Below are 17314 nucleotides of genomic sequence, written 5' to 3' on the forward strand. Positions count from 1 at the left end.
CGTGGACGCGCGCGGGGAGATCCTCGAACTGAAGGAGACCATCAACACGATGGTCGACCAGCTGTCCTCCTTCGCCGACGAAGTCACCCGCGTGGCCCGCGAGGTCGGCACCGAGGGCAATCTCGGCGGGCAGGCCACCGTGCGCGGTGTCTCCGGCACATGGAAAGACCTCACCGACAACGTCAATGTGATGGCCTCCAACCTGACCGGCCAGGTGCGTTCGATCGCGCAGGTCGCCACCGCGGTCGCGCGCGGAGACCTGAGCCAGAAGATCACCGTGGAGGCCAAGGGCGAGGTCGCGGCGCTGGCCGGGGTCATCAACACGATGGTCGACACGCTGTCCGCGTTCGCCGACGAGGTCACCCGCGTGGCCCGCGAGGTCGGCACCGAGGGCATGCTCGGCGGCCAGGCCCGCGTCCCCAATGTCGCGGGCACGTGGAAGGACCTGACCGACAACGTCAATTCGATGGCGAACAACCTGACCAATCAGGTGCGCAATATCGCCCAGGTCACCACCGCGGTCGCCCAGGGCGACCTGACCCGCAAGATCGACGTCGACGCGCGCGGCGAGATCCTCGCGCTCAAGACCACGATCAACACGATGGTCGACCAGCTGTCGGCCTTCGCCGCCGAGGTCACCCGCGTGGCCCGCGAGGTGGGCTCGGAGGGCAGGCTGGGCGGTCAGGCCGAGGTCGAGGGTGTCTCGGGCACCTGGAAGCGGTTGACCGAGAATGTCAACGAGCTCGCGGGCAATCTGACCCGCCAGGTCCGCGCGATCGCCGAGGTCACCAGCGCCGTCGCCGAAGGCGACCTGACCCGGTCCATCACCGTGGAAGCCTCCGGTGAGGTCGCCGAACTCAAGGACAACATCAACTCGATGGTGGAATCGCTGCGCGAGACCACCATGGCCAATCAGGACCAGGACTGGCTGAAGACGAACCTGGCCCGCATCTCCGGTCTCATGCAGGGCCAGCGGGACCTGCACGTGGTGGCCGAGCTGATCATGGACGAACTCGCGCCGCTGGTCTCCGCGCAGTTCGGCGCCTTCTACCTGGCCGACGAGTCCACCGATCGGCCCGAGCTGATCCTGATCAGCTCCTACGGCAGCCCGCAGGAGCCGGGCACGGATGTGCGCTTCGCCTACGGCCAGTCACTGGTCGGGCAGGCCGCGCGCAGCCGCCGCACCATCGCCGTGGACGACGTTCCCGGCGACTACCTGGCCATCAATTCCGGGTTGGGGCGGACCGCGCCGATCAACCTGCTGCTGCTGCCGATCGTGGTCGAAGACCAGGTGCTCGGCGTGATCGAGCTGGCCTCCCTGCACCGGTTCACCCGCATCCATCGCGATTTCCTCGATCAGCTGATGGAGACCGTCGGCGTCAACGTCAACACCATCATCGCCAACGCCCGCACCGACGAGCTGCTGGTCGAGTCGCAGCGCCTGACCTCCGAACTGCAGGCCCGCTCCGAGGAACTGCAGGTGCAGCAGGAGGAGCTGCAGCGCTCCAACGCCGAGCTGGAAGAGAAGGCGGCGCTGCTGGCCTCTCAGAACCGCGACATCGAGGCCAAGAACCTCGAGATCGAGCACGCGCGCCAGGAGCTCGAGACCCGCGCTCAGGAGCTCGCGCTCGCCTCGAAGTACAAGTCGGAGTTCCTGGCCAATATGAGCCACGAGCTGCGCACGCCGTTGAACAGCCTGCTGATCCTCGCGCAGTTGCTGGCCCAGAACCCGACCCGCAACCTGACCCCCAAGCAGGTCGAGTACGCCGGGATCATCCATTCGGCGGGCTCGGATCTGCTGCAGCTGATCAACGACATCCTCGACCTGTCCAAGGTCGAGGCGGGCAAGATGGATGTCAACCCGGAGTCGGTGCCGTTGCGCAAACTGCTCGACTACGTGGAGGCCACCTTCCGGCCGATGACCACGCAGAAGAACCTCGGGTTCCGCGTGGTCACCTCGGCCGGCCTGCCGCTGGACCTGCTCACCGACGACTCCCGGCTGCGTCAGGTACTGGGCAATCTGTTGTCCAACGCGGTGAAGTTCACCGAGACCGGGTCGGTGGAGTTGCGCATCGAACCGGCCACGACCGACGAATTGCCCGCCGCCGCGCGCAGGCACGGCCCGGTCATCGCGTTCCGGGTGGCCGACACCGGCATCGGCATCGCCGAGCACCAGCTCGAATCCATTTTCGGCGCGTTCCAGCAGGCCGACGGCACCACCAGCCGCAAGTACGGCGGCACCGGCCTGGGCCTGTCGATCAGCCGGGAGATCGCCTACCTGCTCGGCGGGGCCATCACCGCCAAGAGCACGCCGGGCAAGGGCAGCGTCTTCACCCTGTATGTGCCGGTGGCCCGGCCGGACTTCCAGGACGCCCCGTCGCGAGAGGACGAGGACGCGCAGCGGTCGGCCGACACCGTCGAACGCGCCCCCGCACCCGCCGCGCCCCATCAGCTGCGCAGGCTGCTGGTGGTGGAGGAACGTCCGCAGGGACTGTTGTCCCTGGTCGCGCAGAGCGCGGTGGGCGATCTCGCCGACAGCCACGATCCCCGTGGCCCGGTGCAGATCGTCACCGCGGTCGGTGTGGAGGAGGCGGCCGCGGCGATGGCCACCGAGGTCTTCCACTGTGTGGTGCTCGAGCTGGACATGCCCGACGGCGCCGCGCTGCGGCTGCTCGAGACCATGGACGGGGACGCGGCATCGAGCGCGGTCCCGGTGCTCGCGCACAACAACCGGCGGCTCGGCGCCGAGCAGGAACGCCTGCTGCAGGAGCGCACCTCGCGTCAGCCATTGGAGTTGCTGTCGAGTCTGGACGAGTTGCGCGAACGCATCGCCCTGCACGTCGCCGCCGAGGCCCCCGGCGATGTCCTGCCCCTGGTCCGCGCGGAGGAGGCCTCCGCCGCGGCGCCGGTGCACCCGGACGGCATACTCGCCGGCCGCACGGTGCTGATCGTCGACGACGACGCCCGTAACCTGTTCGCGCTCAGCAGCATTCTGGAACTGCACGGCATCGCCGTGCTGCACGCCGAGAACGGGCGCGAGGGCATCGACACCCTGCTGGCCCATCCGGAGACGGATCTGGTGCTGATGGACGTGATGATGCCGGAGATGGACGGCTACACCGCGACCACGAAGATCCGCGAGATGTCCGAGTACGCGGATCTGCCGATCATCGCCGTGACCGCCAAGGCCATGCTGGGCGATCGGGAGAAGAGCATCGCCTCCGGCGCGAACGACTACGTCACCAAGCCGGTGGACGCCGACGCGCTGATCGCCCGCATCCAGCATTGGCTGGGCGCCTGATGACGGGGACCGACACACCCGAACTCCCCGGCGCGGCAACGGAAGTCGCCGCGGACGCCGGCCCGGCCGACCTGCCCGCGAGCACCCGGCCTGCCGTGACCCGCCTGGCCGCCACGGTGGAGCGGCTGCGTGCCGAGATCGCCCGGGCCCAGGCGGCCGCGGACGGCCGGGCGTTGATCGAGATGGCCAAGGGTGTGCTCGTCGAACGGCTGCACTGCGGCCCCACCGAGGCCGCGCGCCAGCTGGACGCGCTGGCCGAGCGCGCCGGGGTGACCGCGCTGGAACTGGCCGCCGAACTGGTCAATCAGGCCGCACAGGACAAGGTGAGCACCACGGTCGAGGAGTTCCTGGTGCGCACCGCCGCACCGGAACAAGCCTCGGCCGCGGTGCGGCTGCGCACCGCCGAGAGCGGGCTGCTGGCCTCCGGCGATCCGCAGCGGGTCGCGCAGTCGGTGCTCGAACACGCCCTGGAGCCGCTGGGCGCGAGCGCGGTGGCGATCTGGTCGGTGGGGAGCGACGCCTCGTTGACGCTGGCCGGATTCGCGGGCATCGACCCGCACGAGGCGGAGCGGTGGCGATACGTCCCGCCCGGGGTGCTCACCCCGGCGCGTCAGGCGTTGGACGCGCGTCGGGCGCAGTGGATCGAGCACCTGGGCCGATCGGGACTGCCCTCGATCGGTGACCGCGACGGCGGTCGTGCGGTGATCCCCGCCAGCGCGGGTGGCAGGCTGATCGGCGTGCTGGAAGTGTGCTGGCCGCAGTCACTCTCACCGCAGCCACCCCAGGTGCGCAAGCAGCTCGAGGCGCTGGCCGAACTGTGCGCGCACACGCTCGAAGCCGACCTGCCGACGGTGGTGTTGCCGGAGCGCTCGCACCTCGCCGACCTCGTCCGGCTGTCCGACGGATTGTTCGACTCGGCACTGGTGTTGCTGCCGCATTTCGGCGGCGACGGCGAACTCGCCGATTTCCGCATCCACCATGTCAATCGGAGCTTCGTCGACCCCGCCGGCCGCCCCCAAGGCATGGTCAACGGCGCACTGCTGCTCGAGGCCTATCCGATGGCCGCCGCCGAGGGGCAACTGTTCGAACGCGTCGAGCACGTCTTCGCCACCGGCGAGACCTACCGCGCCGACCGGATGGTGCTGACCGAGCTCGTCGACCAGGTGCCGCTGACCGTCTCGGCTGCCCTGAGCATCAGCCGCCACGGCGACACCCTGCTCATGGTGTGGCGGGTGGAGGACGAGACCGCCCGGCTCGCGGCGCTGCTGCAGCACGCCCAGCGCCTCGGCCGCGTCGGGGGCTTCGAGGAGAACGCCGCCACCGGGGAGATCACCTGGAGCAGCCAGCTCTACGCTCTCTACGGACTCACCCCGTCCGACGACCCGATTCCGCTGGCGCAACTGCCCGCCCATGTCCACGACGACGACGCCGACGCGGTGCAGCGACTGCTGCGCACGCTGCTGCGTTACCGCCGTTCGGCCTCGGCGGCGTTCCGCATCATCCGGCCGAACGGCGACACCCGCCACATCCGCATCATCGCCGAGCCGGTCGTCGACACCGCCGGTCACCTGTTGGCGCTGCGCGGCGCCTATCAGGACATCTCCGCCCAGCACTGGACCGAGGTCGCGCTGTCGGCCACCCAGGACCGGCTGGTGCACACCGAGGAACAGGCCGCCGAGCACAGCAGACTCGCCCGCCAGCTGCAGCAGGCGATCATGCCGGCCGCGCAGCCCTCGATCGAGGCGTTCGGACTCCAGATCGCGGTCCGCTACCAGCCCACCGAGCAGGACGCACTCGTCGGCGGTGACTGGTACGACGCGATCGTGCTGCCCTCCAAGCAGATCCTGGTCTCCGTCGGCGACATCACCGGTCACGGGATCAAGGCCGCCACCGGAATGGTCGTGTTGCGCAACGCCCTTCGCGGTCTGGCCACCACCGGCGCGGGCCCCGGCCAGATGCTGACCTGGCTCAACCACGTCACCCATTACCTCACCGACGACATCTACGCCACCGCCGTCTGCGGCCTCTACGACCCGCAGACCCGCATCCTGCGCTGGGCCCGAGCCGGGCATCTGCCGCCGGTGCTGATTCGCGACGGCGAGGCCGCCAACCTGCCCGAGATCCCGGGAATCCTGCTGGGCGCCGTGGCCGAGACCAGTTACCAGGAAGCCGAACTGCAGCTCGAACCCGACGACGTTCTGCTGCTCTACACCGACGGACTCGTCGAACGCCGCGACCTCGACATCGACGAATGCGTGAACCGGATGCTCGGCCGGTCGGCCGAGTTCCGCGGGAGCCTGGACGATCTGGTGGATCATCTGCTCGATCACAGCGACGCCGACACCGACGACGACACCTGTGTGGTCGGCATCAAGGTCGGGCAGGGAGCCGGCTCGGCGACCGGCTAGGGATTCTCGCCCGCTACCGACAGCTCGGCGCGGCGGGGGAGCGGCATCGGCATCGTCTCGGCCGGTGCGCCCCCGGCCGCCGACCTTCGCCGTCAGCGTGACCTCGATGAGCGTGTGGACCACACGGCTTGACAAAGGAAGTCGAGTTCATGAATCCTGGATCAGGAATCACAGTTCATTTCGATGCGCGCGTGGTGTGAGCCGAACTGCGAGTAATTCCGTGTTCCCTCGGCACCGGCCGCGCCCGGAGAGAAGGGATCCCGCTCATGTCGGTTCCGTTGTGGATGTGGCCCGCGGTGCTGGCGGTGATCCTGACGATGCTGGCGGTGGATTTGTTCGCACACCGCAAAGCCCATGTGGTCGGCGTGCGCGAGGCGGCGGTCTGGTCGGCGGTGTGGGTCGGCCTGGCCGTCGGCTTCGGCGGTCTGATCTGGTGGCGGTGGGGCGGGGAATTCGCCGCCCAGTACTACGCCGGTTACGTGATCGAGAAATCCCTCGCGGTGGACAACGTGTTCGTCTTCGCGGTCATCTTCGGCTACTTCGCCGTGCCGCGCGAATACCAGCACCGGGTGCTGTTCTACGGCGTGCTCGGCGCGCTGGTCTTCCGCGGTGCGTTCATCGCCGCCGGATCGATCCTGATCGCGAGCTTCGCCTGGATCCTCTACGTCTTCGGGGCGTTCCTGGTGGCCACCGGCGTCAAGATGGCACGGCACCGCGAGGAGACCATCGACCCGGAGAGGTCGTTGGTGCTGCGCGGATTCCGGCGCCTGGTGCCGATGACCGACGGCTTCCGCGGCCAGAAATTCTGGGTCCGAGAGCACGGTCGCAGGCTGGCCACCCCGTTGCTGGCGGTGCTGGTGCTGGTCGAGACCACCGACATCGTCTTCGCCGTGGACTCCATCCCCGCCATCTTCGCCGTCACCAGCGAACCGTTCCTGGTGTTCACCTCCAACGCCTTCGCCATCCTGGGCCTGCGCGCGATGTACTTCATGCTCGCCGACCTGATGCACCGCTTCATCTACCTGAAGCTGGGCTTGGCGTTCGTGCTGGTGTGGGTCGGTGTCAAGATGCTGCTGCTCGACATCTACAAGATCCCCACCACCGCCTCCCTGGCCGTGGTCGTCGTCATCCTCGCCGTCGCCGTCGCGGCAAGCTTGACCCGGACCCGCGTACTCCCCGCCGAGGACGCCGATACACACCCGGCCCTGACCCATGCCGACGTCGACGACGAGGTGATCGACAGCGCCGTCCCCAGCACCGGGCCCAGCCATCGCACCCGGTGACCAGAGCACCCTTCCCGGACCGTCAGCTGCGTCGGGCCCCGCGCCGCGCAGCTGACGGCTGTGTGCCGAACTCCTGATCCGAACGACATCCGAAGGCAGATACCGGAAATGGCGATGGTTTATCGTGCGAAGATGCCCTCCCGCGACGTCACCGACACCCCCGCCGACCGCCCCACCGGAGAATCGCAGCCGGCCGCGGCGCGGAGCTGGACCTTCCTCACCAACCACGCCCACGTGCTGCTGTGCCTGTCCCGCGACGGTGAGCTGACCATGCGTGAACTCGCCCAGGCCGTCGGCATCACCGAACGCGCGGTGCAGGCCATCATCGCCGACCTCATCGACGACGGCTACCTCACCCGCGTCAAGGCCGGCAGGCGCAACACCTACACCGTCCACGACAACGGCCGCCTGCGCCATCCCCTCGAATCCGCCCACACCGTCGGCGAACTCATCACCGCCCTGCGCTGAGCCGAATCGCCCGTCCTCCACCCACGGACGGACTCACACAGCGAAATTCCGGTGGGCGCCGGGTCGGCGGCCGTCGAACACACGTCGATACGGACCGGACGCGAGCGTGGCTCAGGCGGCCGGAGTGGTATTAAGCTGGGAAATCTGTTTCGCCGTAGGTGTGCATCTTTCCGACTGTGTCGAGGAGCCCACGATGGAGACGGTGACGGATTTCCCGCTCTTCGTAGTCGTGACGCATGCGCTGAACATGCTTTTCGTCACGTTGCTCATCCGCTCGGGTATCGAAGTCCTTTCCTCGATGCCGAAGTTGTACTGGAGCGACGGCTGCCCACCGGGACGGGAGTGGCTGCGGTTGTCACGGAAAAACTACGGCGCCGCCGAACGCCGGCCCTGGGTTTCGCTGGACGAGGAACAGTACTGGTCTCCGGTGATCGCCCTGCCCGGACGCAGCAACCTCGGCCTGGGGCGGCACTGGCATTTCCTGACGGTGCAATTCTGGATCGTGACCGGCGCGGTGTATATCGCCATGGTCTTCGCCACCGGGTACTGGCACGATCTCGTCCCCACCCAGTGGAGCATCGTGCCGGACGCGATCCGCGATATCGGCACCTACCTGCACTTCCGCTTGCCCGAGCAGCTTCCCGGGCAGCCATTCGACGCGGCCCAGAAACTGACCTATTTCGCCGTGGTGTTCGTGCTCGCCCCGCTGCAGATCGCCTCGGGCGCGGCGATGTCGCCCGCGGTGCTTGCCCGGTTCCCCCGCTACGGGAGGTTGTTCGGTGGTAGGCAGGGCGCACGCAGCATCCATTTTCTGGGTCTGTGTACGTTCTGCGTGTTCATCGTCGTGCACGTATTCATGGTCGTGGTGCACGGAATTCCCGCCGAATTCGGCAAGATATTCCTCGGCTCCGCCGACGCCGACCCGATCACGGCCACTGTGGTCGGCACCCTCGTCCTGGCGGCTGTGGTGCTGATACACGTCCTGGCCACCGTCTGGTCCCGGATCCGGCCCCGACAGACACAGCGCCTGCTGGGCACGGTGGTGCACCGGTTCGAATACGCACTGTCCCGGCTGGGGAGTTCGCGCCAGCACTACCGGCGCAGCGATATCTCCGAGTATCACCGTGTGAACGGCTACCCACCCGTCGACGAGGAATACCGCAGGCTGGCCGCCGACGGATTCCGCGACTACCGGCTACCGGTCGGCGGCCTGGTCGACCATCCGGTCACGCTGTCGCTGCCCGAACTCGCCGCGCTCGGGTTCACCCATCAGATCACCAATCACAACTGCATCCAGGGCTGGAACGGCATCGCCGAATGGGGCGGCGTGCCCTTGGGGGCGCTCATCGAGCGTGTCCGCCCGGCCGCCTCGGTGACCCATGTGGTGTTCTACGCCATGGACGACAAGGCTCTCACCGAAGGACGCGGCCGCTACGGCTATTTCTACGAAGCCGTTCCCATGACCATCGCCCGTGCTCCGCAGGCATTGCTGGCGATGGAGATGAACGGCGCACCCCTGCCCATCGAGCACGGCGCGCCGCTGCGCCTGCGGCTGGAGAACCAGCTCGGCTACAAGATGGTGAAGTGGATCGAGGCGATCGAATTCGTCGACGGCATCCGCGATATCGGCATGGGTCAGGGGGGCTATCGCGAAGACCAGCTCTACTACGGCAACACCCCAGGAATCTGACACCGTGAGGCGCCACCATGAACGGACCGATCCCAGCGGCAGGCGAGTCCACTCAACTGGCCATCGCGCGCGTGCGGGCGCGGGTCCTGGGCGGCCGTGGTCTCGGCGCGAGCGCCGAGGAACGAGCCCGCGCCCAGCGACGCCGCGATCTGCTCGGCGCTCTGCCCGCGCCGCTGGAGCGTGAACTGGTCTCCTGTACCGGTGAACTCATCCGGACCACGCCCACCGGGCCCGTTCTCGACGAACTGCGGCAACGGTTCGAGGAGCTGTGCTCGGCGTGGCTGCCGGCGGGCGGCCCGCCGCCCGCGCTGCGGCTCACCCCCGCGTGGTCCCGCGACGACGACAGCCGAGAATGAGCGTCGCGAAGAGCGCGCGCGGCGGTGAGCGGCACCGCGAGCCTCAGCGGCGGTGCGGCACGAATTCCTGAGTCTTGGCCTTCAAGCCCTGCGCCATCAGATGCCAGCCGTCGGGATCGCCGCGCAGGACCGCTTCGGCGGTCGATTTCATCTGGTCCCAGGTTGCGTGCGGTGGGATCGGCGGCACCTCGGGATCACAGCGGACGTCCAGCAGGGTGGGCCGGTCGGCGGCGAAGGCTTGCCGCCAGGACGGCGCGAGATCGCCGGGGTCGTCGATCGCGATGGCGTCCAGGCCGGAGGCACGCGCGAGGTCGGCGTAGGAGACATCGGGCAGCGATTGCGATTCCTCGAATTTCGGCGCACCGCCCATCGAGCGCAGCTCCCAGGTGACCTGGTTGAGGTCGTTGTTGTGGAATACGCAGATCACCAGGCGCGGATCAGCCCACAGATGGTGGTAGCGCTGGATGGTGAGCAGTTCGGCCGTGCCGTTCATCTGCATCGCGCCGTCACCGACCAGGGCGACCACCGGCCGGTCGGGATGGGCGAACTTCGCGCCGATCGCGTACGGCACGCCGGGCCCCATCGTGGCCAGCGTGCCCGACAGCGACCCCCGCATCCCGGCCCGCATCCGCAGACAGCGGGCATACCAGTTGGTCGAGGACCCGGAGTCGGCGGTGATGATGGCGTTGTCGGGAACCGCCTGCGAGAGCTCCCACACCACCCGCATCGGATTGACCGGCTGCGCCTGCAACATCGACTGCCGCTCGACGGTCTCCCACCAGCGTGCGACGTTCGCTTCCACGGTCTCGCGCCAGCTGCGATCGGAGGTGCGGGTGAGCAGCGGGAGCAGCTCGCTCAGCGTGCTCTTCGCATCGCCCACCAGATTGACCTCGGTCGGGTAGCGCATGCCGATCATGGCGCCGTCGATATCGATCTGCACCGCCCTGGCCTGGCCGAACTCCGGAAGGAACTGGGAATACGGGAAATTCGACCCGATGATCACCAGGGTGTCGCAGTCACGCATGAGTTCGTAGCTGGGCCGGGTGCCGAGCAGGCCGATGGAGCCGGTGACATACGGCAGATCGTCGGGCAGCACGTCCTTGCCCAACAGTGCCTTGGCCACGCCCGCGCCGGTGATTTCGGCGAGCTCGGCGACCTGGGCGGCGGCCTCGCGCGCGCCCTGCCCGACCAGTATCGCCACCCGGGATCCGGCGTCGATGATCTCGGCGGCACGCCGGATATCGGCGGCATCGGCGGTGACGGTGCAGTGCAGGTCCGCGGGCGGGCTGGAGGGCACCTGTTTGAAGGCGTGCTCGGGCGGCTGGTATTCCTCCTCCTGCACATCGGCCGGGATGATCAACGCGGTGGGCGCGCCGCGGCTACGGGCGGTGCGGAAGGCCCGGTCCAGTGCGTTGGGCAGCTGGTCGGCGACGTTGACCTCCACCAGATAGTCGGAGGCGACGTCCTTGAACAGACTCTGCAGATCTGCTTCCTGCTGATAGCTGCCGCCCATCGCGCTGCGCGCGGTCTGCCCGACGATCGCGACCACCGGCACATGGTCCAGTTTGGCGTCGTAGAGGCCGTTGAGCAGATGAATGGCGCCTGGGCCCGAGGTGGCGGTGCACACTCCGACCTCCCCGCTGAACTTGGCGTAACCGACCGCCTCGAAGGCCGCCATCTCCTCGTGCCTGGCCTGGATGAAGGTCGGATGGTTGCCTGCGCGGCCGAAGGCGGCGATCAATCCGTTGATGCCGTCGCCCGGATAGCCGAAGACCTGTTTGACGCCCCATTCCCGCAGCCGCCGAAGAATGTAGTCGCCGACCTGATCAGCCATATCGTCTCCTATCCGCTGTGGCAGCGGTACCGGCGGGCACCGCCGCAGATCCGGGTGAATATTGGTCCTGATGCTGGGTAGCCCCGGCGTGTCGTCGGAAACAATGTCTCGCCTTGCGCTCGTCGAGAGGAGCGGCCCGATATGGCGGATCCGGATTCCCCGCAGCCGCGACATCACGCCTCCACCCGCGCTCGGTGGCCGCTGGAGGCGTTGCGCACCGAACTCGCCGAACGGGTCGCCGGAGAAGTGCGCTTCGATTCGGGCAGCCGCGCAACCTATTCCACCGATGCCTCCAATTACCGCGCCGTCCCGCTCGGCGTCGTCGTGCCGCACACCCCGGAAGACGCCGCCGTCGCGATCGATATCTGCTGCGCCCACGATGTGCCGGTGGTGTCTCGCGGCGGCGGCACCAGTCTGGCCGGGCAGAGCTGCAACGCCGCGGTGGTCATCGACTGGAGCAAGTACTGCACCAGGGTGGTGGCGGTGAACCGCGAGGCGGCCACCGCGGTGATCGAGCCGGGCATCGCGCTGGACCGGCTCAATACCGAACTCGCCGATGCCGGTCTGATGGTCGGGCCGAAACCCTCCACGCATGTCAGCTGCACCCTCGGCGGCATGATCGGCAACAATTCCTGCGGCGCGACGGCACAGGCGTACGGCAAAACCGTCGACGCCGTGCGGCGGCTGGAAATCCTCACCTACGACGGGTTCCGCGCCTGGGTCGGGCCGGGCGACACCGTACGGACCGACGATCGTGCGCGCGCCGACGAACTCCTGGCGCGGCTGCACGCCATAGCCGAGGACTACGCGCCCGATATCCGGGCGAAATACCCCAGGATTCCGCGCCGGGTCTCGGGCTACAACCTGGACTCACTGCTACCGGAATACGGTTTCGACCTGGCCAAGCTGCTGGTCGGCAGCGAGAGCACACTGGTCAGCGTGCGAATTCGGACTCGGCGCGGTCCGCCGCCGCCTCGACCGCCGCGAAGTCCGCGACATCGGTGCTGATCGGCAACGCCCGCCCACCGGCCGCACGGATCTCCTCCGCGGCGGCGGTCAGCCCGGTGACACCGCGGGCCAACAGGGTGATCGAGGCGCCGTCGGCGGCGAAGCGGCGCACGCTCGCCCGGCCGATGCCGCCGGTGGCGCCGGTGACGACCACATGCTGTGAACCGGACACGATGACTCCTTTCCGAAGCGGTGACGGCCGCCTCACATGTCGAGTGGTGCCAGCCGGATCGCCGATTCCAGCAGCATCGCGTGGACGAACGCTTGGGGGAGGTTTCCGCGCAACTGGCGCTGGCGGACATCGAACTCCTCGGCGAACAGTCCCGGCGTACCGCAGGCGGCACGGTTGCGCTCGAAGAAGCGCATCGCCGTCAGCGGCCTGCCGAGCTGCGCCGCGGCCATCGCCATCGTGAACCCGCACAACAGGAACGCGCCCTCGCGGGGGCGGCACCACATTCCCTGCCACGGTGTAGGCGGGCGCCAGCCGAGCGCCGTCGGCGTGCAGACGGTCGACCACGAAATCCACCATCGAGTCGAGCAATCGCGTCCCGCCGGCGGCGGCCAGCGCTTGACCGGCCAGGCACTGATCCCGGATCCATACGTACCGGTAGTCGTAGTTCTCGCCCTGGTCGGCGCGTTCGGGCAGGCTCGTGGTGGCCGCGGCGACCATGCCGCCGCTGTCGGCGGTCATGCCACGCAACACCGCACAGGCATGCGCGGCGTCACGATCGGCCACCGTCGGTGCGAGCGCGTCCACGGTCCGGCGCCACCCGTGTTCGGTCTCCTCCCAGCTGAGATCCGGCTCCGGCGGTCGAGCGGGCAGTGCATCCGCGGCGATCTGCAGGACCAGATCATGATGGCCACCGGCGGGGACTCGGATCCGGTCGATCCAGTGCAGCGCACCGCATTCCCGCTTCGGTGTCGCCGATTCGGCTCCGGACCACCGCATCCGCAGCGACCCGATGCGGGCGGTCCACACGCCGTCGTCGCGATCGGGCTCACCCGGCGGATGCGCGCCGAATCCAGCCGCCGGGGCGAGCACCACATCGACTTCCGCGTCGCCGTGCACCGCCATGATGCGCCGCAACAGCACCGCCTCCCGTCGCTTGCCGGGAAAGGCGAGCGCCTCGCGGCATTCGACGACCGAGGCGCCGACGACCCAGCGCGACCGCCAGATCAATGTGCCCGGCTCGTAGTAGCCGCCCCACACGAAGGGCCCCGTCGGCGCGACCACATACACCTGGCGGCCACCCAGCAACGAGGTGAACAGTGCGTCGTCGTGCCAGTTCGGCACACACATCCAGGAGATATCGCCCTGTGGACCCACCAGCGCGCCGCGCTGACCGTCGGCCAGAAGCGCGTATTCCCGCAGAATGTGTGGGGCTGCGTGCGCTCCGACCAGCCCGGCCTGCGATGTCATCTATCCGGCTCCGTGGCCGCGGGATGCGCGCGTATCTCCCTCGGTTCGCACGGCTGAACACCTCCCGATCGAATCGGTCGATATACCCAGGACGAGCACGTGACAATTACGACGGTACGCGGGTTCGCCGCGCGGTCACATCTTCGCGTGCTTGGCCTGGACGAAGCTGAACAGACCGTAGGCGGCGATGCCGAGTGCGGCGATCACCAGCAGCACGACGCCGTAGGGCTGGGCGCCCAGGGTCTTCAACGCGCCGTCCAGCCCGGCGGCCTTGTCGGGCTCGGAGCTGGTGACCGCGAGGATGAACAGCACGCCGATCGCGCCGATGGCCGCGCCTTTGGCGATGTAGCCGGTCATGCCGAGGCGGCGGATGCCGGTGGTGTGGGTGTCCAGGTCCTCGAGGAATCCGGCGGTGTAGCCCTTGTACACGTAATAGCCGCCGACCGCGAGGATCACCAACCCGCCGATCACGAGGGCGACGGTGCCCGCGGTGTTCTGCATGAGGCGGGCGGTCAAGCTCTGGCTGCCACCGCTGCTGGACTTGCCGCCGCCGTTGGCGAAGGTGAACGCGGTCAGTGCCAGCGCGGCGTAGACCACGGCCACGGCCAGTGCCTTGACCCGGCCGAACGCCTCCTTACCCGTGCTGTCCTCGTCGGGTGCGGACGCTTTGCCGAATACCGCCTCGGCCAGCTTCCACAAGGCCATCAGCAGGAAGGCCAGCACGGCGATCCACAGCACGACCGCACCGCCGGGCGCCGCGGCGATCTGGGCCATGGCGCCGGACTGGTCGGCGGTCCCGCCGCCGCCGAAAGCGATGCGCACGGTGATGTAGGCGACGATCAGATGGACGATGCCGGTCATCACGAAGCCGGCGCGGGCGAATCGCTCGAAGGTGGGATGCTGCGCGATCCGGCCCGCTGACGATGTCGAGGTGTTGCTGTAAGCCATGGTGCCTTCTCATCGGTGAGGTGTGCCGAACGATGCGCACATACCCGGCGGGTCGGCGTCGAAACGGACGCCGCCCGCTTATCAGAGCGTCGTGATCGCGTAAACCCTTGCGCTGCCATAGTTTTACGGGTCTTGCCATCCTCCGGTCAGGTGTCAGAATGATGCCCGTGATCGCGCCGACATCACCGCACACAGCACCCGAACCGGCGGTCCCCACCGCCCGGCCCGGTCGGCGGATCGCGGCAGCTCGGCCGGATCGCCACTGACCGAACCGGCACGCGGCGGCTCGAGCACCGCCATCGGCTTTTTCGAACCACGGAGTGAATACATGAAGATTTCGCTGTTCTACGAGTTCCCGCTGCCACGTCCGTGGACCGCCGACGACGAACTCCAGCTGTTCCAGGACAGCCTCGACGAGGTCGAGGCTGCCGACAAGGCGGGATTCTCCACCGTCTGGCTCACCGAGCACCACTTCCTGGAGGAGTTCAGTCATGCCGCCGCGCCGGAGGTCTTCCTCGGCGCCGCCAGCCAGCGCACCCGCGACATCCGACTCGGCTTCGGTGTGATGCACCTGCCGCCCGCGATCAACCATCCGGCCCGGGTGGCCGAGCGGGTCTCGACGCTGGACCTGATCTCCAGGGGCCGAGTGGAATTCGGTTCCGGGGAGAGTTCCTCGGTCGCCGAACTGGGTGGATTCAATATCGATCCGGCCGACAAGCGCGCGCAGTGGGAGGAGGCCCTCGACGTCGCGGTGCGGTGTATGACCGAGGAACCTTTCACCGGGTTCAAGGGCGAGCACATCCAGATGCCCGCGCGCAATGTCGTCCCGAAGCCGGCGCAGGCGCCGCATCCGCCGCTGTGGGTCGCCTGCACCCGCCCGTCGACGGTGCAGCTTGCGGCCCAGAAGTGCATCGGCGCCATGAGCATGGCCTACTCCGGCCCCGGCCCCCTCGCCAAGCGTGTGCAGGGCTACTACGCCGAGTTCGAGGAACGCGGCGTGCCGACCTACCCGGTGCTGAACCCGAACATCCTCGCCGTCGGCGGCGACCTGTCGATGATGGTCGCCCCGACCGACGAGCAGGCGATCGAGCGACTCGGCATCGGCGGCGGCTTCTTCGCGTTCGGGATCATGCACTACTACCTGACCGGTCAGCACACCCCCGGCCGCACCGGGGTGTGGGACATCTACAAGGACGTCGTAGGCGGGGACGCGGGTCTGGGCAGCGGTCTCGGCCGCGGTGCGATCGGTTCGCCTGCGACGGTGCGCGAGTTCCTGCGCAGCTACGAGGAGACCGGAGTCGACGAGATCATCCTGCTCATCAACCCGCGCAGCCACGAAGCCACCATGGAATCCATCGAACTCATGGGCAAGGAGGTGCTGCCCGAGTTCATCGAGCGCGACGCCGAGGCGGTGGCCGCCAAGGCGAAGCGGCTCGAGCCGATCATCGAGAAGGTGGAGAAGCGGCGGCGTCCGCTGGACGCACCCGAGTTCGACGAGAACTACACCTTCGGCGGTCTGCCGACCGGCCGGGGCGGGGAGTTCACCTCCGGCGAGGTCACCGAGGCGATGGCCGCGCTCGCCGAGGACTACCAGGACGCCGAGCAGCTGGCCAAGCTGCAGGAAGCCGCTGCGCCCAAGGAGCAGTGACGCACCGGCTCGCGTGGCCCGTCACAGGGGTCACGCGAGCCGTCCGTCCATCGACGAGCCCATCGAAAGGCCGACCGAACGGGCCGGATCGCACGGCGCGCGGGCGGCTCGGCGCACTACGTCACGCCGGCGCTCGGACCCGCCGCGGGCAGCGTCATCGGCTTCTGCATGCTGGCCGCCGGCGTGGTGCCGGAGCGGCTGTTCGCCGTGATCGCGTTGGTCGCCGTCGCCAACGGCGCGCTGCTGACCGGCATCATGGCATCGCGCCTGGCCTACGGCATGGCTCGCGACGGCCTGCTGCCCGGCGCGCTGGCCCGGGTGCTACCCGGTCGGCGCACGCCGTGGGTGGCGATCACGGTGACCACCGCGGTCTCGCTGGTGCTGGCCCTCACCGGTGAGATCGACGTTCTCGCAGGGACATTGGTGTTGCCGCTGCTGGTGGTCTTCGCGGCGGTCAACGCCTCGGCGCTGATTCTGCGTCGCGAACCCGCCGCCGACGAGTCCTTCCGGGTGCCCACCGTGGTGCCGTGGCTGGGCCTGGCTTCGTGCCTGCTGCTGTTCACCCGTATCGAGGGCGAGGTGTGGGTGCGCGGGTTGATGCTGCTGGGTCTCGGTCTGCTGCTCGCCGTCGTCAACGGGGTGCGTACCCGGCGGGCCCGCGCGGTCGAGCCGGTCGGCTGAACGCCGCGGCTCCCGCCGAGATCACGAGCGCGCTCGCCGAAGCTGTCCGGCCCGGCCGACTACCAGCGGGCTGTCTTCGAGCCTGTTGTTCACCCGGTCGACGGCATCGAACTGCTCGAATCCCAGGGGCGGGAGCTGTTCAGCGTAATCCCGCGTGCAAACGGCGACGCTCGGAATGAGACTGGTGATACTCTCACCAAATCATGAGTATCACCGCCCCGGTGGGAGCTCGCGACCGGCACCACCTCAGGGGGCGTCGCACCCCACAC

The 17314-nt window shown here is 68.5% G+C and carries 11 protein-coding genes and 2 pseudogenes; 9 read left to right on the top strand and 4 right to left on the bottom strand.

Features of this window, described 5'->3' with window-relative positions; translation table 11 throughout:
- The 6 genes from ON26_RS30065 to ON26_RS30090 all read left to right on the top strand — a co-directional run.
- Positions 1-3301 (top strand): HAMP domain-containing protein (locus ON26_RS30065; RefSeq protein WP_040801533.1); only part of this gene is annotated, 3301 nt, incomplete at its 5' end.
- Entirely contained in the window at positions 3301-5709 is a 2409-nt protein-coding gene (locus tag ON26_RS30070) for a SpoIIE family protein phosphatase (protein WP_083884485.1), read from the top strand. The genes ON26_RS30065 and ON26_RS30070, both read left to right, overlap by 1 nt.
- A gap of 266 nt (positions 5710-5975) precedes the next feature.
- Positions 5976-6992, top strand: a complete 1017-nt coding sequence (locus ON26_RS30075; RefSeq protein WP_051027924.1) for a TerC family protein — start codon at positions 5976-5978, stop codon at positions 6990-6992.
- A 132-nt stretch (positions 6993-7124) separates the two neighbouring features.
- Complete coding sequence (locus ON26_RS30080) at positions 7125-7460, top strand: helix-turn-helix transcriptional regulator (protein WP_040801645.1); 336 nt, start codon at positions 7125-7127, stop codon at positions 7458-7460.
- A 106-nt stretch (positions 7461-7566) separates the two neighbouring features.
- Positions 7567-9150 carry a molybdopterin-dependent oxidoreductase gene (locus ON26_RS30085; protein WP_245546122.1) on the top strand — a complete coding sequence of 528 codons (1584 nt, stop codon included), beginning with the start codon at positions 7567-7569 and terminating at the stop codon, positions 9148-9150.
- Between the two features lie 17 nt (positions 9151-9167).
- On the top strand, positions 9168-9506 hold the full coding sequence (locus ON26_RS30090; RefSeq protein ID WP_040801537.1) for a hypothetical protein: 339 nt from the start codon (positions 9168-9170) through the stop codon (positions 9504-9506).
- Between the two features lie 43 nt (positions 9507-9549).
- On the opposite strand, the gene ON26_RS30095 is transcribed toward ON26_RS30090, so the two are convergent.
- Entirely contained in the window at positions 9550-11340 is a 1791-nt protein-coding gene (locus ON26_RS30095) for a thiamine pyrophosphate-requiring protein (protein WP_040801539.1), read from the bottom strand.
- 141 nt (positions 11341-11481) lie between these two features.
- On the opposite strand from ON26_RS30095, the pseudogene ON26_RS30100 reads away from it, so the two are divergent.
- Positions 11482-12282 (top strand): annotated as a pseudogene (locus ON26_RS30100) (FAD-binding oxidoreductase); the annotation flags it as partial.
- On the opposite strand, the gene ON26_RS33725 reads toward ON26_RS30100, so the two are convergent.
- From ON26_RS33725 to ON26_RS30115, 3 genes and pseudogenes are all read right to left on the bottom strand, one after another.
- Complete coding sequence (locus ON26_RS33725; protein WP_245546123.1) at positions 12275-12556, bottom strand: SDR family NAD(P)-dependent oxidoreductase; 282 nt, start codon at positions 12554-12556, stop codon at positions 12275-12277. The pseudogene ON26_RS30100 and the gene ON26_RS33725 overlap by 8 nt on opposite strands.
- A pseudogene (locus tag ON26_RS30110) lies at positions 12553-13768 on the bottom strand (glycoside hydrolase family 15 protein). The gene ON26_RS33725 and the pseudogene ON26_RS30110 overlap by 4 nt, the downstream one beginning before the upstream one ends.
- 135 nt (positions 13769-13903) lie before the next feature.
- Positions 13904-14716 carry a DUF1206 domain-containing protein gene (locus ON26_RS30115; RefSeq protein ID WP_040801545.1) on the bottom strand — a complete coding sequence of 271 codons (813 nt, stop codon included), beginning with the start codon at positions 14714-14716 and terminating at the stop codon, positions 13904-13906.
- Between the two features lie 328 nt (positions 14717-15044).
- Here ON26_RS30115 and ON26_RS30120 point away from each other — a divergent pair, with 328 nt between their 5' ends.
- Positions 15045-16364, top strand: a complete 1320-nt coding sequence (locus ON26_RS30120; protein ID WP_040801547.1) for an LLM class flavin-dependent oxidoreductase — start codon at positions 15045-15047, stop codon at positions 16362-16364.
- Positions 16365-16532: 168 nt separating this feature from the next.
- Positions 16533-17045 (top strand): amino acid permease, encoded by a 513-nt coding sequence (locus ON26_RS30125; RefSeq protein WP_040801550.1) that lies wholly within the window; start codon positions 16533-16535, stop codon positions 17043-17045.
- Positions 17046-17314: the final 269 nt, after the last annotated feature.

Origin of the sequence: Nocardia higoensis NBRC 100133, from assembly GCF_000308595.1 — a bacterium.
Lineage (GTDB): Bacteria > Actinomycetota > Actinomycetes > Mycobacteriales > Mycobacteriaceae > Nocardia > Nocardia higoensis.

Bases quoted from the DNA above. Each gene is read 5' to 3' on its own strand.
- ON26_RS30080 (WP_040801645.1), top strand. From the start codon at position 7,125: ATGCCCTCCCGCGACGTCACCGACACCCCCGCCGACCGCCCCACCGGA.
- ON26_RS30120 (WP_040801547.1), top strand. From the start codon at position 15,045: ATGAAGATTTCGCTGTTCTACGAGTTCCCGCTGCCACGTCCGTGGACC.
- ON26_RS30075 (WP_051027924.1), top strand. From the start codon at position 5,976: ATGTCGGTTCCGTTGTGGATGTGGCCCGCGGTGCTGGCGGTGATCCTG.
- ON26_RS30115 (WP_040801545.1), bottom strand. From the start codon at position 14,716: ATGGCTTACAGCAACACCTCGACATCGTCAGCGGGCCGGATCGCGCAG.
- ON26_RS30090 (WP_040801537.1), top strand. From the start codon at position 9,168: ATGAACGGACCGATCCCAGCGGCAGGCGAGTCCACTCAACTGGCCATC.
- ON26_RS30125 (WP_040801550.1), top strand. From the start codon at position 16,533: ATGCTGGCCGCCGGCGTGGTGCCGGAGCGGCTGTTCGCCGTGATCGCG.
- ON26_RS30095 (WP_040801539.1), bottom strand. From the start codon at position 11,340: ATGGCTGATCAGGTCGGCGACTACATTCTTCGGCGGCTGCGGGAATGG.
- ON26_RS30070 (WP_083884485.1), top strand. From the start codon at position 3,301: ATGACGGGGACCGACACACCCGAACTCCCCGGCGCGGCAACGGAAGTC.